This window comes from Erythrobacter sp. S57(2025) (assembly GCF_057365055.1).
Genome location: NZ_CP200299.1, coordinates 832,260 through 857,205, shown reverse-complemented (window position 1 = coordinate 857,205; position 24,946 = coordinate 832,260). Strand labels below are relative to the sequence as shown.

Below are 24,946 nucleotides of genomic sequence, written 5' to 3'. Positions count from 1 at the left end.
CTACTGCTCCCAGATGCGCGCAAACACAAGCGCGCTTCCGAGGCAAAAGCGATAAAGAAACAATGGGCAGCCATGAATGACTATATGGGTAGCGATTTGCGCCTGACCAGTGGGTTAATCGCGCGCGTTATTTCACCCTAGCCGCGGTCACGCATCAGACGAGCTTTGTCACGCTTCCAATCGCGGTCTTTAACAGTCTGACGCTTGTCATGCGCCTGCTTACCCTTCGCCAGCGCCAATTCGACCTTCGCGCGGCCCGTGCGGTTAAAGTAAACAGACAGCGGCACCAGCGTCATGCCTTTGCGTTCGACAGCGCCGAACAGCTTGTTGATCTCACGGGTGTTCAACAGCAATTTGCGCGGGCGGCGCGGTTCGTGATTCAGGCGGTTGCCGTGGCTGTATTCAGGGATGTTGGCGTTGATCAGCCAAACCTCTCCATCGCGCACCTCGGCATAGCTTTCCGCAATCGTTGCCTGCCCAGCACGCAGCGCCTTTACCTCTGTGCCCTGCAAAGCGAGGCCAGCTTCGAATTTATCCTCAATCGCATAGTCGAACCGCGCACGGCGATTTTCCGCGACGGTCTTTTGCTTGTCGAAAGTTTCGGGTTTTGGGCGAGCCATAATCTGAGCGCATCTACGCAATCACGCATCGAATGAAAAGCGATCAGTTTGTCTGCGCAAATCAAACGCCAAGCATGTTGTTTTTGCAGCGAACTTACGCCATGTTTTACTCAAATGCTTCGACAGGGGGATGAAGTCATAATGCAGATCTTGCAGCGAATTCTTGGCATCACCGCAACAATTGGGCTCGCTTTGGCGATTGCAGCCCTGCCAACTCGTCTTTCCGCGCAATCCTCACCGCAAGATATGCCTCCATTGAGCGCCTATGGCCAATTGCCTGAAATTGAGAACGCCGCTTTATCGCCCTCGGGTACGCGCATCGCTGCTTTGATGACGATCAGAGGCACAAGGTTGCTGGTGGCCTTTGACGAAAATGATCAGGTTATCTTGCGCACAAACGTCAACGACATGAAGGTGCGCAGCTTTGACTGGGTGGGCGAAGACCGCATCCTTCTAACCTATTCGATCACCGAGGATTTGGGGTACGCATTCGCTGCTGACAAGCACGAATTCTCTATCGCTTCGGTCATTCCAATCGGCGATGCATCAAGCAGCATTACCGTTTTCGATGATCGACGTAACTTGGTCAGCGCGATCTTTGGCAATTACGGGCTGCGTCAGATTGATGGGCGCTGGTATGGATTTTTCGGGGCGCTCGAATTGTCGCGTGGCACGCGCAACGAATATGTTTTTCGCCATGGACACCCGTTTTTGTACCGGGTCGATATGCTGGATGGAAAGACCCAGCGGATCGCCATGGCGGCCGATACTGACCACGATAATGACTGGCTGGTCGATGCCAATGGCGAGGTTGCTGTAACCTATGACATCAGCCGAAATTCAGGCACCTGGGATATTCGCAATGCCGACCGCGATGTTATTGCCGAAGGCCGCACGCAAAGCGGTCGCAGCGGGTTGATCGGGCTGGGTAAAGATGGCCAAAGCGTCATTTATTTCGAAACCAATGAAGACAATCAGACTCTGCGTTTTGAAGTGCCATTGGCAGGCGGTTCGCCGAAAAAATTCCTGCCTCAAGTGGACATCGACCGATTGTATTTCGACGAAATGACCGGCCACCTCACCGGCTATCGCGAGGACGCTGCAAACCCGCGGCCAGTATTCTTTAACGACCAAGATTCAGAGGCAGCCAGCCGAATTCAGCAGGCCTTCAGCGCGTTCAATATGGATATGATGGACTGGAGCAATGGCCTCGATCATGTGATCGTTCGCACAACGGGATCGGGCGACAGCGGCAGCTGGTTTACCGTTGACGTCAACAATTTGGCCGCGCGCGCTTTTGCCTATGAACGCAGAGCCATTGAGCCACAGCATGTCGGCGAGTTTTCAACCTTTGAATACACCGCCGCTGATGGGATGGAGATGGACGGTATCCTCACCCTTCCGCCGGGACGCGAGGCCAAGGATCTACCGGTGGTCATGCTGCCGCATGGCGGGCCTCACACTTATGATCGCGAACAGTTTGACTGGTGGGCGCAGGCTTTTGCTTCGCGTGGCTATGCGGTGTTCCAGCCGAATTTCAGAGGCTCAACTAACCGAACAGGAGCATTCCGCAGGGCCGGATATGGCGAATGGGGCCGCAAAATGCAGACCGATATCTCCGATGGTCTTGCTGCTTTGGCTGAGGAGGGAATAGTCGATCCAGAGCGCGCCTGCATCGTCGGGGCGAGCTATGGCGGATATGCTGCGCTTGCCGGGGTCACTTTGCAGCAAGGCATCTATCGCTGCGCAGTCGCCGTCGCGCCTGTCACCAATATTCGCCGGATGTACCGCGAAGATTATCAGGCCAGCGGCCAAGCGCGCGTAACCCGCACCGCCTTGCGCGAACAATTGGGTGATCCGGATGCATGGGACGACCATTCACCCGACCGCTTTGCCGACCGAGCCGATGCACCGATCATGTTGATCCACGGCAAAGACGATTCCGTGGTGCCATACATTCACTCGGTCAAAATGGCCGACGCGCTTGATGATGAAGACAAGCCGCATCAATTCATCACGCTCGAAGGCGAAGACCACTGGCTTTCCCTCTCAGAGACACGGCAATTGATGCTGAATTCAGCAGTGACCTTTGTTCAAGAGCACAATCCGAGCGATTGATTGACTTCAACGCGCCAATGCGACTGAGTAAAACAGCACCGATGCGCGCCTTAAGTGGCTTAATCCAAAAGATACTATTGCGTGCGATTGAATAGAGATGAACTTGAAGGCCATCTCTTTAGGACTGTTAGCGCTCGGCGCGTCAGCGGGTGCCGCAGCGACACTTTACCCGAGCGCTTTCGCTGGCGCTTTTGGAGCTGAACGCGCTGATTTTATCGCCCCTCAGCCCGTCGATTTGAACGAGAACACGGTTCGCAGTCGCCTTGCCAATATGTCCGCGCGGTCTGCGGTTCAAACATTTGAGTCCAGATATGGTGGGCAATCTCTAGCACCGATCGGATCGTCCACCATTGTCAAGGATAACGGTGTGGTTGCGATGAAGGTCACTTTGGCAGGCGACCATGTGATCGACTTTGATGTCGTAGTTGAGCCGGTCACAAGAAGCCGAAGCACCGTCGATGTCTCAGCCCAATTCAATTATGATTGGCTGAGCGACACTGGCAAAGTCATTCCGGGTGATCTGGCCAGAATGGAAGCGGCAGCCGAAGTGTTGGCCACCGAGTATGTCCTTTCCCAGCTGCAGCAGCGCCCCCTCGCAAACTCAGACGAAGACTTCATTCAAATGTACGGGCAACGCGCGTATGATCGGCTAGAAGGCAGGATCGGCCAGGCCGATGATGCCAAGCGGCGCATTGAGACTGCAATCGCGTCCAAGTATGCCGGCCACTTTGATAATAAGTCTGGTCGTCGCTCACGCTCAAGCGATGCGGCTTGGTCTCAAGGCAGTTATGGAAGCGGACACTGGGGCGACTGATTGTTCGCGCTTGGGTCAGCCCTGCATCGTAAGCGGCCTAAACCAGCCCAGCATGCTCCAGCGCTTCATCCACCGCCTTGCGTGACGCCGCGCTTGCCTCGACAATTGGCAGACGTACGGCAGGCTCAAACCAGTCATGCACGCGGCTCAGCGCATATTTCACGGGCGCGGGCGAAGCGTCAGAGAACATTGCGTAATGCAGCGGGAACAGCCTGTCATTCAGCTCGCGCGCTTTCTTCAGCTCATTCGCCGCAATCGCTTCGTGGAATTCTGCGCATAGAGCGGGCGCGACATTGGCCGTGACCGAGATAGCCCCCCTGCCCCCGGCAGCGGAATGCGGCAGCCACAACTCGTCGTTGCCAGAAAGCTGGCAGAAGTCGCGGCCAATGCCCATCCGGTGATCAGCGACGCGGGAGAGGTCTCCGCTCGCATCTTTAATAGCGATGATCTTCTCAGGAAACTTGCGAACCAGCTCAACAACCGTCTCATCCTCAATATCCGTCACCGTGCGTGCGGGCACATTGTAAAGGACGATGGGCAGCTCGCAATTTTCAGCCAGATAGCTGAAATGCGCGATGATGCCTTCTTGACTGGGGCGGTTGTAATAAGGTGCCACGCATAGCCCGGCAGCCGCGCCCGCTTTCCTTGCAAAATTCATATGCAGCGCGGCGTTCTTCGTATCGTTGCTGCCGCATCCAGCAATCACCGGCACGCGTCCGGCGGCTTGCTCAATGCACACTTCGATTACGCGGTGATGCTCTGCATTGGAGAGGGTTGAGGCTTCGCCGGTCGTTCCACACGGCACCAAAGCGGCGCTGCCATTGTCTATTTGCCAATCGACGAGCTTGCGAAAGGCGGCTTCATCGAACGATCCATCGCGGAAAGGAGTCGCTAGAGCGGGAATAGAACCGCTGAACATTGCTTTTTTCCTGTCTAAGACAATAATTTGACTATGCGGCGCACAGAAAGTTCGCCAAGAACTTCGTTAAGCGCCTGATAAGGAGCCGATCGGCACTATGTCCAGCATGGTCAGTAAATTGATTTCCAAACCCCTCGTTCTTGCAGCCTTTGCAGCAGCCTCTATTGGCGCCCTTTCAACACCGTCTTCGGCACAAAATTCGAACCAGCGCGGCAATCTGGTGGCTCAACAGCCGAGCCAGATCGGCGCTGCGATTTCGCGGTGGGAACAATTGCATGGACAGGGCGAATATCGCTATGCCGATTATGCCGGCTTTGCGATGGCCTATCCCGATTTTCCACGCGGCGAGATCATCCGCCTGCGCGCTGAAAATCGTTTGGATGACGAAGCGCCTAGCAATGCTGAAATCCTCAGCTTCTTTGATGAGCACCCGCCGCTGACCAATAAAGGCCGCGCACGATATGCGCTGGCCCTTGCTTCCGCCAACCGCCCCGAGGCAACCGAATGGGCGCGCGCAGCATGGCGCGGCGGCGAGATGAGCGGCCCTGCAGAGGCATACATGCTCGGCCTGTTCGGGTCTTTGTTTAGCGAAGACGATCACGCAGCACGCATGGATGCGCTGCTCTGGCAAAGCCAGGCAGAGGCGGCAGAGCGCAACCTTGTCAATTTGGCAGCAGAAGATCGCCCCATGGCATTGGCGCGCATCGCATTGGTGCGCGGGTCAACGCCTCAAGCGGCAGGTCTATCGGTTCCCGCCGGTGCGCAGCGTGATGCAGGCTATGTCTTCAACCTAGTCAATTATTATCGCGCGCGCCGCAACACAGGCTCTGCGATCAGTTTGATGGCGAACCGTCAGAACTTTGACGCGCCAGCCTTTGATGCGGCCGAAATGGTCGAAGATATGCTCGCGCTGGCAACGGCGGCGGATATTCAGAACACCGTGCGTATCGCAAGCAAGGTCGACGATCTGTTCGCGCCGGGCACGGACATTTCCAAAGGCTCGTTTGCGCTTCGCGATAAGTACACCGACCTGATGTGGAAAGGCGGCACCAATGCGCTTTGGCGGCTGCGTGATGGACGGCGCGCTGCGCCGCTATTCCTCCGCTATGGTCAGGCTGCGCGCACCCCGCTGACCCGAGCAAAGGGTTTTTATTGGGCGGGCCGTGCCTCACGCGAAGCTGGCGATGAGGCAAACGCAGTGCGCTATTTCGAAATGGCCGCTGAATTCCCGCATTATTATTACGGTCAACTCTCGATCAGCGCGCTGGGCCGCCAAATGCCCAATTTTGCGCAAATACCGCAGCCGTCCGTCTCTTCCGAAGAGCGCGCCGCATTCGAAGCAAGTTCCTTGACCCGCGCAATCCGCACCATGGCTGCCAATCGCCGCGATTGGCGCACAGAGCGCCGGTTCTTCCAAGCAATCGGCTCCAGCGCCGAGACTGAGCAAGAGCTGATCATGGTCAGCCAGTTGGCCGAAGAAGTAGGCCTTCCAGAAATGGCGGTCGTGGTCGGCATGGAAGCGGGCGCAAACGGGTTTAAGGGCTTTGAACGGGTGGGCTTCCCCACCTACCCCACCCCGCGCCGGATCAATGACTGGACGATGGTGCACGCGATCAGCCGTCAGGAAAGCGAATTTGACCGCACGCGCAAAAGCCACGCCAACGCCATCGGTGTGATGCAGCTTTTGCCGAGCACGGCGCGTGAGGAAGCGGGCATTCTGGGTGTCCAATATCTCAGCGCGAACCTGACTGAAGACCCGCAATACAACATCACTTTGGGCGATGCGCATTTTGCGCGCCGGATGGATTTGTATGGCGGTGCCTATCCGCTTGCCATTGCGTCCTATAATGCAGGGCCTGGCAGAGTGCGCCAGTGGATCCGCCTGAATGGAGATCCACGCCGAGGTGACATTGACTGGGTGACGTGGATTGAGAAAATCCCAGCCAATTTCGAGACCCGTTATTACGTGATGCGAGTGATCGGAAATGCGGTGAGCTATTCGCATATGTATCCGCAAGAGGCAGGTCGTCCGCGTACCGTCGACACGTTCCTGCCGTAAGCCCAATGTTCAGGCGTAATGGCCATTAAGCAGGGACCGCCAATCACTCCGCAAGGTATGGCTGCGCTCAAAGCGCGCTATGATCACTTGCTGGGAAAAGAGCGCCCTGAAATCGTGGAGATTGTCAGTTGGGCAGCGGGCAATGGCGACCGCAGCGAAAACGGCGACTATCTCTATGGGCGAAAGCGCATGCGCGAGATTGACCGGGAACTTGGCTACCTATCGCGCCGGATGAAAGCATGCCGCGTGGTTGATCCATCACAACAGCCAGACAAGGCACGCGTGTTTTTCGGCGCGCAGGTTGAACTTGCCGATGAAGACGATGCGCGCCAGAAGGTCACCATCGTGGGTGATGATGAACAGAACGCCAGCGAGGGCCGCGTGGGTTGGAGCTCTCCAATCGCAAAGGCGCTGCGTGGTTCGGCTATCGGTGACTTGCGCACCGTACGCTTGCCTAGTGGCACCAAGGAATGGGAAGTGATGGCTATCAGTTATGAATAAAACCGCTCTCGCTCTCGCCTCCGTCGCACTCGTCACAAGCCCGCTCGCTGCAAAAGACAGCCTTGGCGTCTACTCCAATTGGGGCGCGTTTCGCGATGATAATCCGCAGCGCTGTTATGCTATTGCGAAACCTTCAGGCGGAACAGATAGCGGCCCCTTTGCCAGCATCGCCAATTGGCCCGGCTCCAACGTGCGCGGGCAGCTCCATTTGCGGTTGTCGCGCAGCGTGTCTGAGGACGCTGACATCACATTGAGGATCGGCGACACGAATTTTGCGCTTGCCGCCAATGGCCGCAATGCTTGGGCGAAAGACATACAGATGGACGCAGCCGTCGTGGCCGCCATGCGGTCTGCTTCACGGATGAGCGTGTCGGGGCGCGATGCGCAGGGGCGGCGTTTCACCGACCGCTACAGCCTTACCGGAGCCTCCACCGCAATCGATGCCGCCGTCGTGGGCTGCGCCTGAGGTAAGCTCAAGTCTGGTCAAACCGGCCAAGTGCCACTATGTAGCGCGCCAATCATGGCAGATACGACACTCATGACGATCCCCGGACAGGTCGATCCGGTTCCTGTGGCGCGTGACATCACGCCGCGCGAGGATGGCCGCGTTGATCTGATGGGCCTGCGCCGCCCGCGCATTCGTGAATTGTTCGAAGAGGCCGGCTTGGACGCAAAGCAGGCAAAGCTTCGTTCAAAACAAGTCTATCACTGGATTTACCACCGCGGCGTCACAGACTTCGACGCCATGACCGACATCTCCAAGACCATGCGCCCGTGGCTGACGGATCGCTTTGTGATTGGCCGTCCCAATGTGGTTGAAGCTCAACACAGCTCTGACGGCACGCGCAAATGGCTTTTGCAAACCGATGACGGCCATGATTTTGAGATGGTCTTCATCCCCGATGAAACACGCGGAACCTTGTGCGTTTCAAGCCAGGTCGGTTGCACGCTCAACTGCACTTTCTGCCACACCGGTACCATGCGTCTGGTGCGTAATCTGACGCCGGGAGAAATCGTTGGGCAGGTCATGCTGGCGCGCGATGCTTTAGGTGAATGGCCCAAGGGCAAGATGGATTTCGCCTTTGAAGATGATGAAAGCGCCGAAAGCGAAGCGCGCTATACCGCCGATGGCCGCCTGCTCACCAATATCGTGATGATGGGCATGGGCGAACCGCTCTATAATTTCGACCATGTCCGCGATGCGCTAAACCTTGTGATGGACGGCGAAGGCCTTGCCCTATCAAAGCGGCGCATCACCCTATCCACCAGCGGCGTAATCCCGATGATGGAGCGTTGCGGCGAAGAAATCGGCGTCAATCTCGCGGTATCCCTGCATGCGGTTACAAAGCCAGTGCGCGACGAGATCGTACCGCTGAACAAGAAATACGGGATCGAAGAGCTGCTTCAGGCCTGCGCTGACTATCCCAAGGCGTCCAATGCGCGGCGGATCACGTTTGAATATGTGATGCTGAAGGACAAGAATGACAGCGACGAAGACGCCCACGAACTCGTCCGCCTGCTCAAGCATTACGACCTGCCTGCCAAGGTAAACCTCATCCCGTTTAATCCGTGGCCGGGCGCAGAGTATGAATGTTCAGACCCTGACCGCATTCGCTCATTCAGCAATATCGTGTTTGAAGGCGGGATCAGCGCCCCCATCCGCACACCGCGCGGGCGCGACATTGATGCAGCCTGCGGCCAGCTAAAGACCGCCGCGCAAAAGAAAAGCCGGGCCCAAAGAGACCGCGAAGAACGCGACCGAGAGGCGGCGGAAGCCGAAAATGCTGTTTCCTGATCAGGTTGGCGAAAATCTCCAATGCGCCTAAGATGGGCTGCGGTAGGGGGAAGCATGATCAAAACAATCAGAACAATTACGCTATCTGGCGCGGTGCTGGCGATGGCATTGTCGGCATTACCTGCGCAGGCACAGTTCCGCGGCCTTTTCCGCGATGCGCAAAGGGGCGCGCAAGCCGCCGAAGGGTGCGAAACAGGCTCCACCGGCGACACAGCGCGCGGCATTATTGGCGGGTTGCTGGGCGGTGCCGCTGGGCGAACTGCACGGCGCGCGGGACTTGGTTCATTTGTCCCTGTTTCCGAATTCCAGTCGCAGCTCACCAAAGACATCGCCTGCAAACTTGACGCGCAAGAGCAAAAGCAAGCTGCCCAAGCGACCGAGGCTGCCACCACAGTCGTGGACGAGGAAGGCAATCAAACGGCACCCGAAGTGGGCCGCAGCGCCTCTTGGGAATCGGAGACACGCGATGATGTGAGCGGGAATTCAACCGTCACCGCTCGCGAGGCTTCAAGCGGCGGCGATGACTGCATCACCGTGACCGATGTGATCATCGTCGAAGGCGAAGAAACCCGCGCGGAAAAGCGTATGTGCCGCCTTGCTGGTTCTCCGCGATATACGATTGTCGTATGAAGCAGCGCTGGTCCCTTCGCGCGCTCGGCGCATTGGCTTGCCTTGCACTAAGCACTGCGGCAGCGGCCCCCGACCCGGACAACCCGACCTGCCCGGCTGAACCCAATTGGGGATCTTCAGAGCCGATGACCTTTAAGGTTGTCGAAGGGGAAAACTTCAATGTCCTGCTCGCCGAAGGCCGGATTGATGCGACCATGCCTGACAGGATTAAGCAGGCGATCGACGCAGACCCGATGATCGGAGAAATCTGGCTAAGGTCTCGCGGAGGCAATGCACGTGCCGGCAATGATGCCGGGCGCATTATTCGCAATTATGGTCTGCTAACCCGCGTTCCTGATGGTTGGACCTGTTTTTCCGCATGCAATTTCGTCTTTATGGGCGGCGCTCAAAGGATCGTCGAAGAAGGCGGCGTGTTCATGGTCCACATGTTCACGCATACGCGTGACCGCTGGATTATCGACGATGCAGTGATCGACGGCAGCGAAGCGACCACAGAACTAATCGCCAACATTGAACAATCCTCGGCACTGCTCGCAACCGAAGACAATGACTTCCTCATCAGAATGGGGATCAGCCGTAAGCTTTTGACGAATGTTATGTATCAACAGCAGGCCATAAGCAGCGAAACCGACCCTAGCACGCGTTACTGTCTGACCGCGGGCGAGGTTCGCGAATACAATGTCGTAAACGCAGCGCAGTGAAGACGTCGCTCGACCCGGCAAATCTGGAATTCTATTCACAGCGCGCGCCGCATTACACGATGAGCCATGCGCAGGCCCATGCCTGGCAGCTCGATCCGTTCCTTGATCGATTGGCAAAAGGCGCAACTGTGCTTGAGCTTGGCTGCGGAGGTGGTCAGGATTCCAATCGGATCAAACAGCGTGGCTTTGCGCTCGATGCGACCGATGGCGTGCCAGCGATGGTCAAAAAAGCGAATGAGCGTTTTGATGTGAATGCGCGCGTTATGCGGTTTGATGAACTGGACGCGGTGGATGCCTATGATGCGGTGTGGGCACAGGCGTGCCTGCTCCATTGTCCGCGTGACTTTTTGCCAAGCGTGTTGGCCGCTATTTTTGCCGCCTTGCGCGCGGGCGGGCTGCATTTTGCAAACTACAAGCTGGGCGATGGCGAAGGCCGCGATTTGCTGGGGCGGCTGCACAACTTCCCAAACGCGCAGTGGCTCAGGGATCGATATCGTGATGCGGGCTTCGAAACACTTGATGAAGAGGTTTATGCGGGCAAGGGTTCCGATGGAACGCAGCGCGACTGGATCGCTTTGACGGTTCAGAAAACAGCCTAAATGGACCGCTTTCCTACTCAGGCTCGATATGCTGAAATGCAGGAATGAACTCCCATCTCTCACCTAAAATGCACAAGGCTGGCAGCGGCAAATTTGCGCGAAGTTTTCTTTCTCAGGACCGTGTAACATGTGGTCCATGTCTCGGGTTTGGCCTAGGGAAGAGCGCACAATGAAGCACATCGTCGAAGCCGTCTGCACCGGCACCGCGCGCCCGTTCAACGGGGTTGAGTCCAGCGCGATTGCCAAACGCCCGCGCGAAGGGCTGGTGCAAGTGCTGGACGAAGGCTTTGCCCCAGACGAGCAAGCCGACCGGCGCGTGCATGGTGGGCCAGAAATGGCGGTGCATCTCTACCCGCTTGACCATCACGACTACTGGCGCAGTGAATTGGGTAATAGCGTGCTACTCGACGAACCCGGTGCCTTCGGCTCCAATCTTGCCGTGCGCGGCCTTACCGAAGGGACGGTGCATATCGGGGACCGGTTCCGCGTCGGCTCTGCTCTCTTGGAGGTCAGCCAGCCTCGCCAACCCTGTTGGAAGATCGAACATCGCTTTGGCGAAAAGGGGATGGTGGCAAGCATCATCAAGACGGGCCGCTCAGGGTGGTACTTCAGAGTGATTGAGATCGGCGAGGTGCAAGCGAGCGATGCGATGGAACGCGTGGCGCTGGGCGCGGGTGACTGGAGCGTGGCGCGCGCCTTCGCTGTTCTGGTGGCAGGCAAGGCGACTCGAGATGAGTACGCGGAACTGGCTGATCTGCCGCAACTGTCACCAAAGCTACGGGAACGGGCGCAGGCCCACTTGGGCTAATGGAGGGCTCGGTTGGCAGCCCATCGCAGCCACAATGCAGTTGATCGCCGCTTCGCTAATCCCAACAGGTCGTTCATCTAGGGTTAGGTGAAAATGAACGAACTGTTCCTCACCCGCTTGAAAGGCTGGAAAGGAAACGACCATGAAAACCATCGCATTGATTGCCGCCACCGGTTCGCTCGCCGCGATAACCGCTCCCGCCAACGCCGCCGAACTGGATGCAGATTTCGCGTCAGCAGACACGCTTGAGAACGTAGCACTCTCAGGCTTCGCCCCAAACATGGAGCTCGCGCTCGTCAGCCAATATGCCGACGATTGGGACGATGATGATGACGATCGCCGCTATCGCCGTGGTCACGGTTATCGTGATGACCGCATCTATGACCGACGCGGACGCTATCGTGAACCGCGCCGCCTGCGCAGCCGGGATCGCATCTGGCGTGGCCGTGATGGCAACTACTACTGCGAACGTGACAATGGCACCACAGGGCTAGTCATCGGCGCAGGCGTCGGCGCCTTGCTCGGCCGCACGATTGACACACGCGGTGACCGCACAGTCGGCACCTTGCTCGGCGGAGCGCTGGGCGCAGTGCTGGGCCGTGAGCTTGACCGCGGCGACGTTCGCTGTCGCTAAACCCGAGTGCCTTCGATGCCGCTTGCTGAATGTCAGCAGGCGGCATCAACCCATCGGGCCAAGCACACCGCCCTGGCTGATGGTCGCGCAAGCGCCGCCAATCCAAACACCGCCATCTGCATCCTGCTCACAATGAACAAGGCCATTGGCGCCAATCTTGCGCCCTTGGCCAGCCTTGTAACCTCCGCTCACAAGCCCTTCGCCAAACAGGTGCATCGCCACGCCTGCATTGAAGCTGCCTGTGACTGGGTCTTCGACAAAACGCCCATGAGTGTCCGCAAAGAATGCGCGCAATTCCCAATCGCGATCCGCCCCCGCTTCATGCGGTCCAGCCAAGCCGATATCGGTGCCCAGCGGCGCCTTCGCCGCTGCCTCAGCCTCCAATACGTCCTTCGCCGAACGAAGCCGCAAGAGCTGCCATTTGGGCCCGTTCACCACATGCACTCCCTCAATAAGAGCGCCCTCATCAATCCCAGTAAGCCGCACCGCCTCCTCAAGCTCGCCCTGCGACAAGGGTTCATGCCGCAGCAGTTCAGGCGCTTTAAAGGCAAGGTTTGCGCCATCTGCACGCACCTCGACAAGGCCAATCCCGCACTCCTGAACAATCACGCCTTCCTCAGACGGCGTCCCGCCAGCTGCCAGCCATGCATGACATGAACCAAGCGTTGGATGGCCGGCGAAGGGAAGTTCGCCGCCCGGATAGAAGATGCGCACTCTGTAGTCCGCCGTGGGATCGGTCGGCGGCAAAAGGAACGTCGTCTCCGAAAAGCCAAGCCATTGCGTGAGCGCCAACATTTGCTCTGCTGTCAGATCATTCGCACCGTGCACCACAGCGAGAGGATTGCCGCTTAAGGCTTCATCGCAAAACACATCAATCAGATCGCATGTCATGGGCACGGGTAAAGCTCCTTTGAATCTGGGCCAATGCTGTAACGTGCATGCTAGGCAAGGCCATCAAATTCTGCTCCATAGAAATGATGGAACTCCCCCAAGTTTTGATCACCGGAGGCGCAACCCGAATCGGTGCAGAGATCGCAAAGGGCTTTGCCACAAACGGATGGCATGTCGTCATCCACTATCGCAGTTCGAGCGAGGAAGCAGACGCTTTGGCCGCCACACTTCCCAGTGCAGAGACCATCGCATGCGACCTTTGCGATGATGAAAATGCCGTGGCGATGATCGAACAGCTTGCCACAAGGCTCACCGATTGGCGCTGTCTCATAAACTCAGCCTCAGTTTTTCACTATGATGATGCAACCAAACTGGACCCGGCAACGAACAAAGAAGCGATGCAAGTCAACGCGCTCTCCCCTGCCCGCATGGCGCAAAGCTATCTCGCCAATGCGAATGCCAATGGTCCACGCTGCGTGATCAATGTGACCGATATGAAGCTTAAGAACCCCAACCCCGACTTCTTCAGCTACACAATGTCCAAACACGCCCTTGCCAGCACGATCCCAATGCTTGCCATGAACGCTGCGCAAGATGCGCGCGTTTACGGAATTGCGCCCGGAGCGATCCTAGCCAGTCACGATCAGAGCGAGGATGAAACCGAGCTTTCCCACCGGCTGAACCTGCTTGAGCGAAAGACAGGTGCAAACGAAATCGTTGATGCGGCGCTGTTCTTGGCAAAAGGCACATTGCGCACCGGATCGAGCCTTTTCATCGATAGCGGGCAGCACCTGATGTCGCAGGATCGCGATGTGATCTACTTAGCCCGCGAGAAAGCTGCCCAATGAAGCGCCACTCGCTCATCACGCGGATCTGGCATTGGCTGAACGCGTTGGCATTCATTGTGCTGTTTATGTCGGGCCTCAATATCTCGAATGCCCACCGATATTTGTATTGGGGCGATTATGGCTTTGACCCCGCCGATGCATGGACCAGCGTCATCCGCTTTCCCGCGTGGGCGACTATCCCGCAGCGCTATGACCTTGCCGAGGCGCGCGATTGGCATAATTCCTTTGCCTGGATCTTCGCTGTCAGTTTGTTGGTCATGTGGGTGGTGAGCCTGATCAACGGCCATTTCTGGCGCGATCTAAGGACCAGTGTGAAGGAATGGTCACCCAAGGCGCTGACGCATGAGGTTCGCGAGCATGTGCGAGGACAATTTGGCAAAGATGAAGTCGATGGTCGCAAATACAACGCACTCCAGCGGATCAGCTACGGCGTGGTTCTGGGCGTATTGTTGCCGATGATGATCTTTACCGGCCTTGCTATCAGCCCCGGTTTTGAAGTCGCCGCACCTTGGTTGGTCGATGTACTAGGCGGCAGGCAAAGTGCGCGCAGTTTGCACTTCCTCTTTGCATGGGGCCTGTTTGGCTTTTTGGCGGTGCACCTAGTGATGGTGATGTTGTCAGGAGCAGGCCGCCAGATCTCGGGAATGATCACCGGCGACCGAGCGGAGAAGAGCCCATGGCAAAGATAGAACGCCGCACATTGCTGGCCGGGATGGCCGCGCTGCCAGCCGCCGCCTGTACCGAAATGGCCTCGACAGAGACCGCCGGAAATCTGTTTGACGTTGCTGAGGACTGGCATAGAACAGCGCATCGCGCGCTCGCCAACCGGCAGGCTCTTGCGCCCGAATATGCACCTCACGAACGCTCGCCTGATATTCGCGGCAATGGTTCACTGACCGTCGACACGCCGCAATATCGCGAGCAGGCGGCCAATGGCTTTGCGGACTGGCGATTGGAAGTGCGCGGACTGGTTGAGACACCGCTGAGCCTATCTCTAGCCGAGCTAAAGGCACTTCCGCAACGCACTCAGACGACCCGGCATGATTGCGTAGAAGGGTGGAGCGCGATAGCGGAGTGGTCAGGGCCGCAGCTCTCCCATCTGCTGGACACTGCAGAAGTGCGCGAGGAGGCAAATTTCATCATCTTCCGCTGCGCTGACACGCTCTACGGCCGGGCCTATTATGAGAGCGTCGATATGGTCGATGCATACCATCCGCAAACTATCATCGCGCATGAGCTGAACGGTGAACCACTGCCTGAAAAGAACGGCGCTCCACTACGCATGCGGATAGAGCGTCAATTGGGCTACAAACACGCCAAATATCTCACCGCAATCGAGGCCGTATCAAGCTTTGAAGACATCTATGATGGCAAAGGCGGGTTTTGGGAGGATATTGGCGATTACCAGTGGTATGCTGGGATTTAGCGCGCATCCTCTGGAAAAACCCGGTTCATCGCATTCCAGCAGACGCCAATAATCTCTTCGAGCACGCCTAAGTCGATGTCAGCGAGCTTGTTCACGTAAACGCAGCTTGCTCCGGTTTTGTGTTTGCCCATTTTGTCGAGCAGGCCGTCGACCTTCTTTCCCGTCTCAGCATCGCAATAACGGCCCATCAAATAGAGCGAATGCTTAGCCTTGCGGGGAGAGAAGCCGGACCTGCACATGTCGCCTTCGCGGCCGCTTTCATATTTATAGTGATAGCTGCCATATCCGATGATTGTCGGACCCCACATTTTGGGTTCTTCCCCAGTCACCTTGCGGAATAGCGCATCCAAAACCATTGCATCTTCGCGCTTCGAAGCAGGATCGACATTTGCGATGAACTGCTCAGCAGATACGTTCGTTGGCTTGGTTTTTGCCTCAGCCATTGTGATCCCTCCCCATCGGATGCCAACTGCGTGATTGACAGCATAACACATGGCGCGCCAAACCGAACCAGATTTCGCAGGCGGGAGACTGCGGACACCTTAGGGGATTGCATTACATATGTGGCTACTCGACAAATTTCTCAGCAAGGTCATTCGCGAAGGCCGGCTGACCGTTACCGATCACACGGGCAAGGTCTATGAATATGGCGAGGGTGCAGAGGCTCCGCTCAAGATCAAACTGACGAATAAGAAAGCCGCCAATCACATTGCGCGCTATCCGCAGATGGGCGCGGGAGAGGCGTTTATGTGGGGGTGGCTTGTCGTCGAAGAGCCGCATGACATTCGCGACCTGCTGCTTTTCGTGACCGCTAATACAAAGCGGATCGGCGACAGCGCCATTCAAGAACAGGGCTTCCTCAAAAAGGTAAGCGAGAAAGTCGCCTCTGCCGTCGATGGGATCAATTTGCGAAGTTCAGCGCGCGCCAATGCTGAACACACTTACAACCTCACACGCGAGCTGTATGAACGCTTCCTCGACGAAGATCGCCAATACACGATGGCCTACTACCGCGAGGATGATCCCACTCAGACCAGCCTTGAACAGGCGCAAATGGATAAGAAGGCACACCTCGCCTCCAAGCTTTACCTTGAGCCGGGCAAGGCTGAGGGAATGCGCGTCTTGGATATTGGATGCGGTTGGGGGGGCTTTGGCCTTTACCTCAATAAAATGTACGGTGTTGAAGTACTCGGCGTGGCGCTCGCCCCTGATCAGATCAAATTCTGCAATGAACGCGCAGAGGCTGCCGGCGTTGCTGACAAGGTGAAGTTCGAGCTGCTCGATTACCGCGACGTAGAGGGGCAATTTGACCGCATATCCAGCGTCGGCTTGCTCGAACATGTGGGCACTATCCACTATCCGCAATTCTTTGAGCATACGAACAAACTGCTCAAGGACGACGGCGTGATGATCTCGCATTGCTGCGGGCGTGCCGGCCCTCCCGGACGCACGGATGCCTGGACACGCAAATACATCTTCCCCGGCGGCTATATCCCTGCGCTCTCTGAGCTCGTCACGCAGAGCGAAAAGTTTGGTTTTGAGGTCATGGACGTCGAAGCCATGCGCTTCCATTACAGCCACACTTTGGAAGAGTGGTACAACCGCACTGTCATGCACCGCGAAGAGATTACGCAGATGTATGACGAGGTCTTCTATCGCATGTGGCTGTTTTACCTAGCAGGGGCTGAGCAAAGCTTCCGCAATGGCGGGATGGTAAATTGGCAGTTGCAATATGTGAAAGATCGCAATGCCATCCCGATGACACGCGATTACATGATGCACGAAAGCGCGCGGCTTCGTGAAATGGGCGAAGTGCCCACTTGGCGGTTTGACCCTAACCTCAAAGAAGCGGCAGAGTAGACCCCGCCGTTCTAGGTCTCTTTCTTGTTAGAAGGCCGATAGATCGGGCCAAAGCCCAGCAAAGCCGCGCCTACAAACGGTGCGGCTACCACGGCAATGTTTAGGCCTGACCAGCTCGTCTCGCTGGTGATGGTGATCCCTGCCGTTGCGGCAAGCCCTGCGCAGATCAGCAACACTCCGCCCACGACACGCGCCTTTGGTACGGTACGCCCACCTCTGATCGGGCCAAAGCTGCGCTCATGTTTTGCGAAAATTGCGATCATCGGCAGTAGAGCGAGGATATAGATACCCAGCCACATTGGCCGCGTTGCCCACCACTCGCCAGTGCCCGGAACCGAATTTAGCCCAGCTCCGCCAAAGCCAATCCACATCACCGTCATCACCAGCACAAATGCAGTGAGGTGCCACAGATATACGGTCATAATCATGCCGTTCATCAGCACGGTCGCAGTCCAGATGGTCAGGTTGTCGAGCATTTTACGCCCTAACGGCTCTAGCGAGAGCACAAGCCCCACTTGCGCAACGCCCAGTGCGAATAGCGCCAATGTTGGTGGCAGTGAGTTTGAAAAACCACCCGGAGCAGAAACCATCGACACAGGATAGAAGCCATAGACCGTGATCGAGATCAGGACAGCCAGTCCCACGACGAAGGTCCCAAGCGCAAACAGGGGCCGCTCAAACCGCCCATCGCGCCATGCAAAGCCCAGCTGATGGATCGCTAGGAACACCCAGAGGAAATTCGTAAGGTTGATATGGGGGACACCGACCGAAAAGGTCAGCCAGTCCACTCCTATCGCGATGGGGATATAGACCGCAAAGCTCAGCCAGCCGTAACGCTCCCACGCCTTGCGGGTCAGCGGCGTGCAGGCTGTCACAATCAAGTAAACAGCCAAGAACCAAACAGGGATCAGTGCGGCCTCGGTCGCGTCTCTGATTTGGGCGCGATCCAATCCGACCTGCGTCATGATCACCGCCAGCACGGCCCACAAAAGCAACACGGGAAATGTCGGTCCGATCAGGCGCTGCACCCGGCTCGCCAGCCAATCGCGATACACGCCCTTTTGTCCCGGTTCGGCTTTGCGCGTGACTGCGTCCCAGCTCATTCCGTTGGAAAACCCGCCGACAAGGAAGAACACGGGCATGACTTGGAAACCCCAAGTCAACCAATGGGTCCAGTCCGCTACGCTCAGCAAATCGCCGCGTTGCAACTCGCCTGCATCATCGACGTAGAGGCCCGCCATCAGCCAATGGCCAAAAACGACAGCGAGGATTGAAACCGCTCTTAAGAAGTCGACCCATCGATTGCGCTCAGGCGGCGCCATTTGCGCAAGCTCGCGCGCCTTACCCCACATTGCCAGCATTCGTGCGTCCCTCCACTGATCGCTTGGCAAAATGTCAGACCGCGCGGCCTGTATTTCAAGCGAATTCTTGTGATCGCCCTTAGACCCCCTTCCCTAACGCCGCATTTATAGGCATTGGGCGCATCGCATTCAGGAGTTGCAGTTCATGTCCGATATCAAGCGTGTGGTCCTTGCCTATTCAGGCGGCCTAGACACATCTGTCATTGCCAAATGGCTCAGCACAGAGCGCGGGCTTGAAGTCGTCACGTTCACCGCTGATCTTGGTCAAGGCGAAGAGATCGAGCCTGCCCGCGATAAAGCGCGCGCGATGGGTATCCCTGATGAGCACATCTTCATCGAAGACCTGCGCGAAGAATTTGTGCGCGATTTCGTCTTCCCGATGATGCGCGCCAATGCCCGATATGAAGGCGATTATCTGCTCGGGACCTCGATTGCTCGCCCTCTTATCTCGAAACGCCTGGTAGAGATCGCGCATGAAACGGGCGCCGATGCGATTGCACATGGCGCGACCGGTAAGGGCAATGATCAGGTCCGCTTTGAGCTGTCTGCCTATGCGCTTGATCCGAGCATCCAAGTGATCGCCCCGTGGCGCGAATGGGACCTGACCAGCCGCACCGCACTGATCGCATGGGCAGAGGCACACCAAATTGCTGTGCCCAAAGACAAACGCGGCGAAGCCCCCTTCTCCACCGACGCTAACCTGCTGCACACCTCGTCTGAGGGTAAAGTGCTGGAGGATCCGTGGGAGGAAACACCCGACTACGTCTATTCGCGAACTGATCATCCAGAGAACGCGCCCGATACTCCTGAATACATCGAGATCGGCTTTGAACGCGGTGATGGCGTATCCCTCAATGGTACGGCGATGTCGCCCGCTTCGTTGCTGACCGCTCTCAACGGTTTGGGTCGCAAGCACGGTATTGGACGGCTCGATCTGGTTGAGAACCGCTTTGTCGGCATGAAGAGCCGTGGCATGTATGAAACTCCCGGCGGCGAGATTTACGCCGTAGCCCATCGCGGTATCGAACAGATCACGCTCGATCGCGGGGCTGCTCACCTTAAAGATGAACTCATGCCCAAATATGCAGAGCTGATTTACAACGGCTTTTGGTTCGCGCCTGAGCGCGAAATGCTGCAGGCGGCTATCGATCTGAGCCAAGAGCGTGTCACGGGCACTGTCCGGCTAAAGCTCTATAAAGGCCTTGCCAGTGTAGTGGGCCGTAAATCACCCCATTCGCTCTATTCAGAAGCGCATGTGACCTTCGAAGATGACGCGGGCGCCTATGATCAGCAGGATGCGGAGGGCTTCATTAAATTGAATGCACTGCGGCTGCGTTTGCTGGCTCAGCGGGACCGAAGTCGAAATTAAGTCTTTATTTGCGAATCGCCTTTGGGCGAATCTCGAGTGGGAGACTTAACTCGCGTAATTTTGCGAAAGCTACGCTTTGCGTTCTGAACGCCTATTCTTGGATGGATTAGCGCCAAGCGCTCAGCAATTCCGATCAATGCGACGAACGGTTGAGTTGTCCACCGCCCTCCACAAGTGATCTTTGCAAAAGTGGAAAAGTCGCCTCGCGAACCCTTGCCGAAATGCCGATTCGGGCGCAGTTTCAACTTGTCTTCGGAACACGAAGGCTTTGACAAAAAGAGCCGCAAGGCGCTGGAAGTAAAAGCATTTTCACGTTTCTTAGATACGGACATGTCTGTCCACGCGCTGTCTGAGAGAAGACGTGCTAAAGGTTTAGGCCGGATGCAAGTCAACTTGTTTGAGGAAAGTGCGAAGCGATATGACCGTTACGGCCATGATTGAGGCTGGCGTTAGAGATATGAAAGGGCTTTCTGGTCCCGGAACATCTTGATTGAAGCGCCAATCACCAAAATCACGGTCTCGGCTCTGGCAAGGGGCTGGATGAGCAAAACAGGACGGCTTCGGCCGGAATGCGAGCAAACCAGTCACAAACCAAAGTCGGATGCCGGTGCGAGCACCGGTGACGAACCGCGAAGCAAGGCGGTGTGGAAAAGCGGCGGTCGCAAGACAACCGCAAGGAAACACAACCGGACGCGGTCCAGACATCGGGCGCCAAGTGCGCTTAACGGAGGAGCATGAAGAAGGGTTCGCCTGACTGAATGCAAGACCTAAGCGCCCACGCGCTGGTGAGAGTGGGGTCGGCAGCAATGCCGGCCCCATTTGCTTTTGTGAGCACTCAGAATTGTGCCGCCGTGATGTGGCCGCGTGGAACCGCTCACGTTCGCAACTCATCTCAAAGCTCAACACTTCAACGCAGTTGAGGCTCAATTGACGGCGAAGCGCTCTGCAACTGCGCTGCGCTGATTGGATACATTTGCTCCTAGCATTGCTCGCCATCTACAGAGCCCATCGGATGGGAAGCTTGATTGGTCATAACCCCGCGCCAAGCACAGCGCGGTCTTTAGCACGTGCGGCTGCTCCGGTGAGAGCGGCGCGGCTTGCCTTGCTGGCGGTCTTTGCTGCCATTCCGCTGGGCGCGTCTTCGGCGCAGATTGCGGACCCAGGCACCTCGGACGCCAGTGCCCCGCCTGCGCCATTTGCTGACCAGTTTCGCGAGATCCTTGAGCCGCTTGGCCCGGATTACGAGAACATCGACCTCGTCATCCCCGCAGATGCCGTGGACCTCGACACGTTTGAGCCGCCGATCGAAGTGCCCCCGCCTGAGCCCATCGCAGGCGCTGTCGTCCGCACTTTAGGCTCAGGTGTCGCCTCCTATTACGGCCGCCGCTTCCATGGTCGCCTCACCGCCAATGGCGAGAGGTTCAACATGAACGCCATGACAGCCGCTCACAAGACGCTGCCCTTTGGTACTCTGGTGCGCGTCACCAATCCGCGCAATGGCCGCGCGGTCACGGTTCGCATCAACGATCGCGGGCCGTTCATCAGAGGGCGCACGATTGACCTGTCACGCGGCGCTGCAGAGCGCATTGGCATGATCTCACGCGGGCATGCGCGCGTTGAGCTCGACATCGTCGCCCGCTGAGCTGACCGCTAACTGGGCCGCGCTAGCACTCGGGCAGGGTGTAGGACAGCGCAGGCACACGCCCTGCCCCAATCACCGCCCCATCAGGACGGCATCAGCGTGTCCGCGCAGGACTCGGCAATAGCGGTCATCTTCTCTTCATCGAGCATGTCCATCGGGCCGATGTCCTGATCGCGCGCCGCATTGGCTGAGCATTCGCAGAACGGCTTGGCCATTTCCTGAGGGCCGCCCTCTGCAGTGAACGAGGTCTCACACGTCTCTGCAAACTGGGTGTACATCTGCTCTTTATCGACCATGTCGCCGCACGCGCTCAGCCCCATCGCCGCCGCCGCTGTCATCGCCATTCCCGCTGCCTTGATCCGTGTGTGCATCGTCCAAACCCCTTCAACCGCGCCAGGACCGCCGCGCCACCAAGGCCCGGCCCCTCTTCCTGCCCGTTACCTCGCCCACCTTAGCCCCAATCAAGGCCGAGGCAACCGCCTGAATGCCAACGCCAATACCCAGCTTTCAGGGCATTGACCCGCCAGTAGCCGCATCACCGTAGACAGAACCGCTCACCCCGGACCCATTCACCTGTGGTCCCACACGCACCTCCCACCAGCGCTCCTCCCCGGCTTCGAAGGCTTCGAGCTGCTCTGCCTCGATCTCGCCGCGCTCTTGATAGTCGATGCCAAGCTCGCTTATCGGGAGCGCATCCTTGGGGCGAGCGGCCTCCATGGCCTGCAATCGCCGCTCCAGCTCAGGCAGCTCATCGTCTGGGTTCTCCTCCCAATCCGCATCGTGCTCACCCTCATCTGCCGCCTCTTCCGCCTGAGACATGGACCGCATGTTACACGGTCCTAGGGAAGAATTCTCGGCACCCTCACCAGCATCTTTTGAAGCCTCCTGCACGACCCTTTCAACCACCGCTTCGGGCAGCCCCACATCGGCAATCGCGCCCTCACCCGCGCCCGCTTCACCCTCACAAGCCCCTTCTTCGGCACCTTCACGTTCACCATCTCCGGCATCAGCCCGTTCAAAAGCCTCCACCACATCGTCAAAAGCGCCCGCCAGCGCCGCCACATCATCGCGGTCAGCCAAGCGATCAAGCCGCGCCAGATGCGCCAAAAGCAGCCGGGAATCGTAGCGTTTGCGCGTCGCCACCACCTCCCCGTGATAGAACACCTGCTCCTCCACCCCGTGCATGGCCCGCGTCGCCAGCGCCTCTTCGGCCCGCTCGCGCGCAATCAGCAAAGCGGCATCCCACCCGCGCGCAAAGGTCAAGCACGCGCGCCGCATGCGATAGACCGTCTGGTGCGAGACATTGGAGGCCCGCGCCGCCACCCGCACCTCGCCACAATCGGCAAGCCGCCGCAGAAAACCCGCCTGCCGCCCACGCCCAAACTGGGTCTGGGTTGCATGCGCACTATCATCAGGAAGCGCGTCGATAATTGTGGGAAGCGCCGCCGCGCTATCCGAGGGCGCCGCGATAAAGGGCTCTGGTGAAAGGCGCATCATCACACGCACTCCGCGCCAAAGCGACGGCGAGTAAAGAGGATGTCATTGCGAACATGCCGAAGTCGCTGCTCAGGCGTCGTCTGAGGCCCATCACCGGGCAGATTGCCGAGGGAAAGGTGAGCCTGCCACTCGCGCTGAAAGTCGAGGTTCGCGTGAATGCCCAACGGCGAGCACCCGCCGGGAATGTCGCTATGCGGGAGTTTCTTGGTCGGATCGTAGGGGGTCATGTTTCAGCTCCTTGGAATTTTTGGAGCTGGACCAGTTATATGAAGAATGGAGAGTAGGAAAATGCCCGCTTACAAAAGGCTAAACTGAGCGAAGGGCCTAGCTGACTGGCACACCATCGTGCTTCGCGCGGCCCTGATCAAAAAATTGATACAGCTTTTCGACTCGTCTCACGATTGAGAGGAGAACCTTTGATGCTACCAGAAGATCTTTTCCTGAAATCTCGATCAAATCGTCCATCGAGATTCCAGGCAAATGGTTAGCCAAAGCGAACGACTGATCTTTGACCAATGCTTTCAGATCCTTACTGAAAATTCTCGACTCTTTCTTCAACAACTTGTTGCGGGATAGCGTTGAATGGAGGGAACGATAGCTCTTTTTGATCTTGTCTTTCTCGCCAGAATACTCTGACAGCAAGGCTATCGATTGGTCAAAAGGTGCTTGCAACGCCTTCACTTCAACATAGCCGGGCGAGTGGTACTGTATGCCGCTGACCCGAAGTTTGGCCGCTCGGTCATTGTCGTTCGCAAAGTCACTGTACATACCCCGATAGCTACCGCCGCCTCGGAATGGTCGAAGGAGAGCAGCCTCTATTTGACTCTTGCGCTGAGCAGATGTTCCCGCCTTGCCGAATTCCCTCACACTGTGGAAAAAGTAATAGATATCTTCCACTTGGCTGTAGAATTGGGAGAATTCTCCGAGGTCCCACGCTCCATCAATCTTGAACGACTGAGTGCTATTAGCCACCTGAATATCGACTATATCAATTTCGTCATGATCGCGGGAGAAAAAGCCAGACTCAGGAGCACTAGCGTCGATCCTCGGATCGGTTGATTTCAGTCGCTTAACAGGGATAGCATCAGCGTCGTTGTTTATGTCAAAGAGCCACCACTTACGAAGATCTGGTTTTGTGAAGAGATAGCGAAGGTCAATTCGCTCCATTTGGTAATCGACCAACTGTCGAATTGATATGTGGGCGCCAATGAACGGGCTGTGCATACCTTCAATCTCAACAGCAACCCCAAGGAGAAACTGTTGAGGAAACGGCTGCAAAAGCACGACCTGTGGCTCGTCATACCAAAGCAGAACCTGCAAAAGCTTGGCCGTTGAGGGTGTTTCGACAGCCATCAGTCAATCTGCTCAACAGTCTGAACCGCAGCGACAGGATCAAATGACGCCGCTCGCCAGAAATCAACATGAATACTTTTCATCTTGCTTACTCCAGCGCCAGTTGGAATCTTCATGCGGAAAGCGAATCGATGCTTCAACTTGGTCAGCTTTTTGAGCTTAACAGGATCGGTAGTTAGCGAGCATGAAGCCCATCTACACGAATCAGGTAAAGACTTCGGAAGCGTTTTACCTAGTGCTGCATGAGAAGAAAAATGCCAAATTGCGGGCTCATCTGAGGGAGCTAAGCGAAACACATCTGATAACTCCAAGTCGGCTGCATCGTTGGGAGGGCAAGCAGCTGGCAAGTCTTCCGCGAAATCCATGTTTTCTCCAAGCAAATAACTTGCGAGGCCGCTACAGTGAAAATACTTGGAATGCAAATTGAGTTAGAATTTCTACAAAACTATATTCAAGTAGGAAAACGACTTTTTGATGAATTTTGCTTTATGACAAGCCAGC

27 protein-coding genes are annotated in these 24,946 nt (G+C 57.0%); 17 read left to right on the top strand and 10 right to left on the bottom strand.

What is annotated here, in order from left to right:
* Window positions 1-137 precede the first annotated feature (137 nt).
* Window positions 138-620 (bottom strand): SsrA-binding protein SmpB, encoded by a 483-nt coding sequence (gene smpB / locus AC0V6N_RS04100; protein ID WP_486170321.1) that lies wholly within the window; start codon window positions 618-620, stop codon window positions 138-140.
* Window positions 621-761: 141 nt separating this feature from the next.
* Here smpB and AC0V6N_RS04095 point away from each other — a divergent pair, with 141 nt between their 5' ends.
* Together AC0V6N_RS04095 and AC0V6N_RS04090 are read left to right on the top strand one after the other, a co-directional pair.
* Entirely contained in the window at window positions 762-2,738 is a 1,977-nt protein-coding gene (locus AC0V6N_RS04095) for an alpha/beta hydrolase family protein (RefSeq protein ID WP_486170320.1), read from the top strand.
* 97 nt (window positions 2,739-2,835) lie between these two features.
* Window positions 2,836-3,552 carry a hypothetical protein gene (locus tag AC0V6N_RS04090; RefSeq protein WP_486170319.1) on the top strand — a complete coding sequence of 239 codons (717 nt, stop codon included), beginning with the start codon at window positions 2,836-2,838 and terminating at the stop codon, window positions 3,550-3,552.
* A gap of 37 nt (window positions 3,553-3,589) precedes the next feature.
* On the opposite strand, the gene dapA is transcribed toward AC0V6N_RS04090, so the two are convergent.
* On the bottom strand, window positions 3,590-4,471 hold the full coding sequence (gene dapA, locus AC0V6N_RS04085; RefSeq protein ID WP_486170318.1) for a 4-hydroxy-tetrahydrodipicolinate synthase: 882 nt from the start codon (window positions 4,469-4,471) through the stop codon (window positions 3,590-3,592).
* Between the two features lie 97 nt (window positions 4,472-4,568).
* Between dapA and AC0V6N_RS04080 the strand changes: the two genes are divergently transcribed.
* From AC0V6N_RS04080 to AC0V6N_RS04040, 9 genes are all read left to right on the top strand, one after another.
* On the top strand, window positions 4,569-6,530 hold the full coding sequence (locus AC0V6N_RS04080) for a lytic transglycosylase domain-containing protein (RefSeq protein ID WP_486170317.1): 1,962 nt from the start codon (window positions 4,569-4,571) through the stop codon (window positions 6,528-6,530).
* A gap of 18 nt (window positions 6,531-6,548) precedes the next feature.
* Entirely contained in the window at window positions 6,549-7,031 is a 483-nt protein-coding gene (gene greB, locus AC0V6N_RS04075; RefSeq protein WP_486170316.1) for a transcription elongation factor GreB, read from the top strand.
* Window positions 7,024-7,497 (top strand): invasion associated locus B family protein, encoded by a 474-nt coding sequence (locus AC0V6N_RS04070; protein ID WP_486170315.1) that lies wholly within the window; start codon window positions 7,024-7,026, stop codon window positions 7,495-7,497. The genes greB and AC0V6N_RS04070 overlap by 8 nt, the downstream gene beginning before the upstream one ends.
* Window positions 7,498-7,551: 54 nt before the next feature.
* Entirely contained in the window at window positions 7,552-8,826 is a 1,275-nt protein-coding gene (gene rlmN, locus AC0V6N_RS04065) for a dual-specificity RNA methyltransferase RlmN (protein WP_486170314.1), read from the top strand.
* 54 nt (window positions 8,827-8,880) lie between these two features.
* The gene (locus tag AC0V6N_RS04060; protein WP_486170313.1) at window positions 8,881-9,456 is read left to right on the top strand and encodes a hypothetical protein; all 576 of its coding nucleotides are present in this window, start codon (window positions 8,881-8,883) and stop codon (window positions 9,454-9,456) included.
* The gene (locus AC0V6N_RS04055; protein WP_486170312.1) at window positions 9,453-10,157 is read left to right on the top strand and encodes a COG3904 family protein; all 705 of its coding nucleotides are present in this window, start codon (window positions 9,453-9,455) and stop codon (window positions 10,155-10,157) included. The genes AC0V6N_RS04060 and AC0V6N_RS04055 overlap by 4 nt, the downstream gene beginning before the upstream one ends.
* A complete protein-coding gene (locus tag AC0V6N_RS04050) occupies window positions 10,154-10,756 on the top strand; it encodes a class I SAM-dependent methyltransferase (RefSeq protein ID WP_486170311.1) in 603 nt (200 codons plus the stop codon). The genes AC0V6N_RS04055 and AC0V6N_RS04050 overlap by 4 nt, the downstream gene beginning before the upstream one ends.
* A gap of 169 nt (window positions 10,757-10,925) precedes the next feature.
* A complete protein-coding gene (locus AC0V6N_RS04045; protein ID WP_486170310.1) occupies window positions 10,926-11,564 on the top strand; it encodes an MOSC domain-containing protein in 639 nt (212 codons plus the stop codon).
* 142 nt (window positions 11,565-11,706) lie between these two features.
* Window positions 11,707-12,198, top strand: coding sequence for a glycine zipper 2TM domain-containing protein (locus AC0V6N_RS04040; RefSeq protein WP_486170309.1), 492 nt, complete (start codon window positions 11,707-11,709; stop codon window positions 12,196-12,198).
* Between the two features lie 45 nt (window positions 12,199-12,243).
* Here the strand turns inward: AC0V6N_RS04040 and AC0V6N_RS04035 are convergent, their stop codons facing one another.
* A complete protein-coding gene (locus tag AC0V6N_RS04035; protein WP_486170308.1) occupies window positions 12,244-13,089 on the bottom strand; it encodes a PhzF family phenazine biosynthesis protein in 846 nt (281 codons plus the stop codon).
* An 83-nt stretch (window positions 13,090-13,172) separates the two neighbouring features.
* Between AC0V6N_RS04035 and AC0V6N_RS04030 the strand changes: the two genes are divergently transcribed.
* From AC0V6N_RS04030 to AC0V6N_RS04020, 3 genes are read left to right on the top strand one after another with little or no spacing between them, the layout of a single operon-like run.
* Window positions 13,173-13,937: an SDR family oxidoreductase gene (locus AC0V6N_RS04030; protein ID WP_486170307.1), complete on the top strand. Its 765-nt coding sequence runs from the start codon at window positions 13,173-13,175 to the stop codon at window positions 13,935-13,937.
* Window positions 13,934-14,626 (top strand): cytochrome b/b6 domain-containing protein, encoded by a 693-nt coding sequence (locus AC0V6N_RS04025; RefSeq protein ID WP_486170306.1) that lies wholly within the window; start codon window positions 13,934-13,936, stop codon window positions 14,624-14,626. Before AC0V6N_RS04030 ends, AC0V6N_RS04025 begins: the two co-directional genes overlap by 4 nt.
* On the top strand, window positions 14,614-15,363 hold the full coding sequence (locus AC0V6N_RS04020) for a molybdopterin-dependent oxidoreductase (RefSeq protein ID WP_486170305.1): 750 nt from the start codon (window positions 14,614-14,616) through the stop codon (window positions 15,361-15,363). The genes AC0V6N_RS04025 and AC0V6N_RS04020 overlap by 13 nt, the downstream gene beginning before the upstream one ends.
* On the opposite strand, the gene AC0V6N_RS04015 is transcribed toward AC0V6N_RS04020, so the two are convergent.
* A complete protein-coding gene (locus AC0V6N_RS04015; RefSeq protein ID WP_486170304.1) occupies window positions 15,360-15,806 on the bottom strand; it encodes a DUF1801 domain-containing protein in 447 nt (148 codons plus the stop codon). The two genes, AC0V6N_RS04020 and AC0V6N_RS04015, sit on opposite strands and share 4 nt — an antisense overlap.
* Before the next feature lie 118 nt (window positions 15,807-15,924).
* Here AC0V6N_RS04015 and AC0V6N_RS04010 point away from each other — a divergent pair, with 118 nt between their 5' ends.
* A complete protein-coding gene (locus tag AC0V6N_RS04010) occupies window positions 15,925-17,223 on the top strand; it encodes a class I SAM-dependent methyltransferase (RefSeq protein ID WP_486170303.1) in 1,299 nt (432 codons plus the stop codon).
* A gap of 11 nt (window positions 17,224-17,234) precedes the next feature.
* Here the strand turns inward: AC0V6N_RS04010 and AC0V6N_RS04005 are convergent, their stop codons facing one another.
* Window positions 17,235-18,584 carry an acyltransferase family protein gene (locus AC0V6N_RS04005; RefSeq protein ID WP_486170302.1) on the bottom strand — a complete coding sequence of 450 codons (1,350 nt, stop codon included), beginning with the start codon at window positions 18,582-18,584 and terminating at the stop codon, window positions 17,235-17,237.
* Between the two features lie 145 nt (window positions 18,585-18,729).
* Between AC0V6N_RS04005 and AC0V6N_RS04000 the strand changes: the two genes are divergently transcribed.
* Together AC0V6N_RS04000 and AC0V6N_RS03995 are read left to right on the top strand one after the other, a co-directional pair.
* Complete coding sequence (locus AC0V6N_RS04000; RefSeq protein WP_486170301.1) at window positions 18,730-19,953, top strand: argininosuccinate synthase; 1,224 nt, start codon at window positions 18,730-18,732, stop codon at window positions 19,951-19,953.
* A 1,012-nt stretch (window positions 19,954-20,965) separates the two neighbouring features.
* The gene (locus AC0V6N_RS03995) at window positions 20,966-21,595 is read left to right on the top strand and encodes a septal ring lytic transglycosylase RlpA family protein (RefSeq protein ID WP_486170300.1); all 630 of its coding nucleotides are present in this window, start codon (window positions 20,966-20,968) and stop codon (window positions 21,593-21,595) included.
* Between the two features lie 83 nt (window positions 21,596-21,678).
* Here the strand turns inward: AC0V6N_RS03995 and AC0V6N_RS03990 are convergent, their stop codons facing one another.
* The 5 genes from AC0V6N_RS03990 to AC0V6N_RS03970 form a co-directional block, all read right to left on the bottom strand.
* On the bottom strand, window positions 21,679-21,966 hold the full coding sequence (locus tag AC0V6N_RS03990) for a hypothetical protein (RefSeq protein ID WP_486170299.1): 288 nt from the start codon (window positions 21,964-21,966) through the stop codon (window positions 21,679-21,681).
* A 136-nt stretch (window positions 21,967-22,102) separates the two neighbouring features.
* Complete coding sequence (locus AC0V6N_RS03985) at window positions 22,103-23,092, bottom strand: hypothetical protein (RefSeq protein WP_486170298.1); 990 nt, start codon at window positions 23,090-23,092, stop codon at window positions 22,103-22,105.
* Window positions 23,092-23,319, bottom strand: coding sequence for a hypothetical protein (locus AC0V6N_RS03980; protein ID WP_486170297.1), 228 nt, complete (start codon window positions 23,317-23,319; stop codon window positions 23,092-23,094). Before AC0V6N_RS03980 ends, AC0V6N_RS03985 begins: the two co-directional genes overlap by 1 nt.
* Before the next feature lie 97 nt (window positions 23,320-23,416).
* On the bottom strand, window positions 23,417-24,445 hold the full coding sequence (locus AC0V6N_RS03975; protein ID WP_486170296.1) for a hypothetical protein: 1,029 nt from the start codon (window positions 24,443-24,445) through the stop codon (window positions 23,417-23,419).
* Window positions 24,445-24,810, bottom strand: a complete 366-nt coding sequence (locus tag AC0V6N_RS03970) for a hypothetical protein (protein ID WP_486170295.1) — start codon at window positions 24,808-24,810, stop codon at window positions 24,445-24,447. The genes AC0V6N_RS03975 and AC0V6N_RS03970 overlap by 1 nt, the downstream gene beginning before the upstream one ends.
* Window positions 24,811-24,946 lie beyond the last annotated feature (136 nt).

Excerpts from the sequence above, each read along its gene's own strand:
- AC0V6N_RS04055 (WP_486170312.1), top strand. The coding sequence starts at position 9,453 with ATGAAGCAGCGCTGGTCCCTTCGCGCGCTCGGCGCATTGGCTTGCCTT.
- AC0V6N_RS04005 (WP_486170302.1), bottom strand. The coding sequence starts at position 18,584 with ATGCTGGCAATGTGGGGTAAGGCGCGCGAGCTTGCGCAAATGGCGCCG.
- AC0V6N_RS04000 (WP_486170301.1), top strand. The coding sequence starts at position 18,730 with ATGTCCGATATCAAGCGTGTGGTCCTTGCCTATTCAGGCGGCCTAGAC.
- smpB (WP_486170321.1), bottom strand. The coding sequence starts at position 620 with ATGGCTCGCCCAAAACCCGAAACTTTCGACAAGCAAAAGACCGTCGCG.
- AC0V6N_RS04010 (WP_486170303.1), top strand. The coding sequence starts at position 15,925 with ATGTGGCTACTCGACAAATTTCTCAGCAAGGTCATTCGCGAAGGCCGG.
- AC0V6N_RS04090 (WP_486170319.1), top strand. The coding sequence starts at position 2,836 with ATGAACTTGAAGGCCATCTCTTTAGGACTGTTAGCGCTCGGCGCGTCA.
- AC0V6N_RS04035 (WP_486170308.1), bottom strand. The coding sequence starts at position 13,089 with ATGACATGCGATCTGATTGATGTGTTTTGCGATGAAGCCTTAAGCGGC.
- AC0V6N_RS04015 (WP_486170304.1), bottom strand. The coding sequence starts at position 15,806 with ATGGCTGAGGCAAAAACCAAGCCAACGAACGTATCTGCTGAGCAGTTC.
- AC0V6N_RS04060 (WP_486170313.1), top strand. The coding sequence starts at position 8,881 with ATGATCAAAACAATCAGAACAATTACGCTATCTGGCGCGGTGCTGGCG.
- AC0V6N_RS03970 (WP_486170295.1), bottom strand. The coding sequence starts at position 24,810 with ATGGATTTCGCGGAAGACTTGCCAGCTGCTTGCCCTCCCAACGATGCA.
- AC0V6N_RS03980 (WP_486170297.1), bottom strand. The coding sequence starts at position 23,319 with ATGACCCCCTACGATCCGACCAAGAAACTCCCGCATAGCGACATTCCC.
- AC0V6N_RS04020 (WP_486170305.1), top strand. The coding sequence starts at position 14,614 with ATGGCAAAGATAGAACGCCGCACATTGCTGGCCGGGATGGCCGCGCTG.
- AC0V6N_RS03990 (WP_486170299.1), bottom strand. The coding sequence starts at position 21,966 with ATGCACACACGGATCAAGGCAGCGGGAATGGCGATGACAGCGGCGGCG.
- AC0V6N_RS04040 (WP_486170309.1), top strand. The coding sequence starts at position 11,707 with ATGAAAACCATCGCATTGATTGCCGCCACCGGTTCGCTCGCCGCGATA.
- AC0V6N_RS03975 (WP_486170296.1), bottom strand. The coding sequence starts at position 24,445 with ATGGCTGTCGAAACACCCTCAACGGCCAAGCTTTTGCAGGTTCTGCTT.
- AC0V6N_RS03995 (WP_486170300.1), top strand. The coding sequence starts at position 20,966 with ATGGGAAGCTTGATTGGTCATAACCCCGCGCCAAGCACAGCGCGGTCT.
- AC0V6N_RS04045 (WP_486170310.1), top strand. The coding sequence starts at position 10,926 with ATGAAGCACATCGTCGAAGCCGTCTGCACCGGCACCGCGCGCCCGTTC.
- AC0V6N_RS03985 (WP_486170298.1), bottom strand. The coding sequence starts at position 23,092 with ATGATGCGCCTTTCACCAGAGCCCTTTATCGCGGCGCCCTCGGATAGC.
- AC0V6N_RS04080 (WP_486170317.1), top strand. The coding sequence starts at position 4,569 with ATGTCCAGCATGGTCAGTAAATTGATTTCCAAACCCCTCGTTCTTGCA.
- AC0V6N_RS04025 (WP_486170306.1), top strand. The coding sequence starts at position 13,934 with ATGAAGCGCCACTCGCTCATCACGCGGATCTGGCATTGGCTGAACGCG.
- AC0V6N_RS04095 (WP_486170320.1), top strand. The coding sequence starts at position 762 with ATGCAGATCTTGCAGCGAATTCTTGGCATCACCGCAACAATTGGGCTC.
- AC0V6N_RS04030 (WP_486170307.1), top strand. The coding sequence starts at position 13,173 with ATGATGGAACTCCCCCAAGTTTTGATCACCGGAGGCGCAACCCGAATC.
- greB (WP_486170316.1), top strand. The coding sequence starts at position 6,549 with ATGGCCATTAAGCAGGGACCGCCAATCACTCCGCAAGGTATGGCTGCG.
- rlmN (WP_486170314.1), top strand. The coding sequence starts at position 7,552 with ATGGCAGATACGACACTCATGACGATCCCCGGACAGGTCGATCCGGTT.
- AC0V6N_RS04070 (WP_486170315.1), top strand. The coding sequence starts at position 7,024 with ATGAATAAAACCGCTCTCGCTCTCGCCTCCGTCGCACTCGTCACAAGC.
- dapA (WP_486170318.1), bottom strand. The coding sequence starts at position 4,471 with ATGTTCAGCGGTTCTATTCCCGCTCTAGCGACTCCTTTCCGCGATGGA.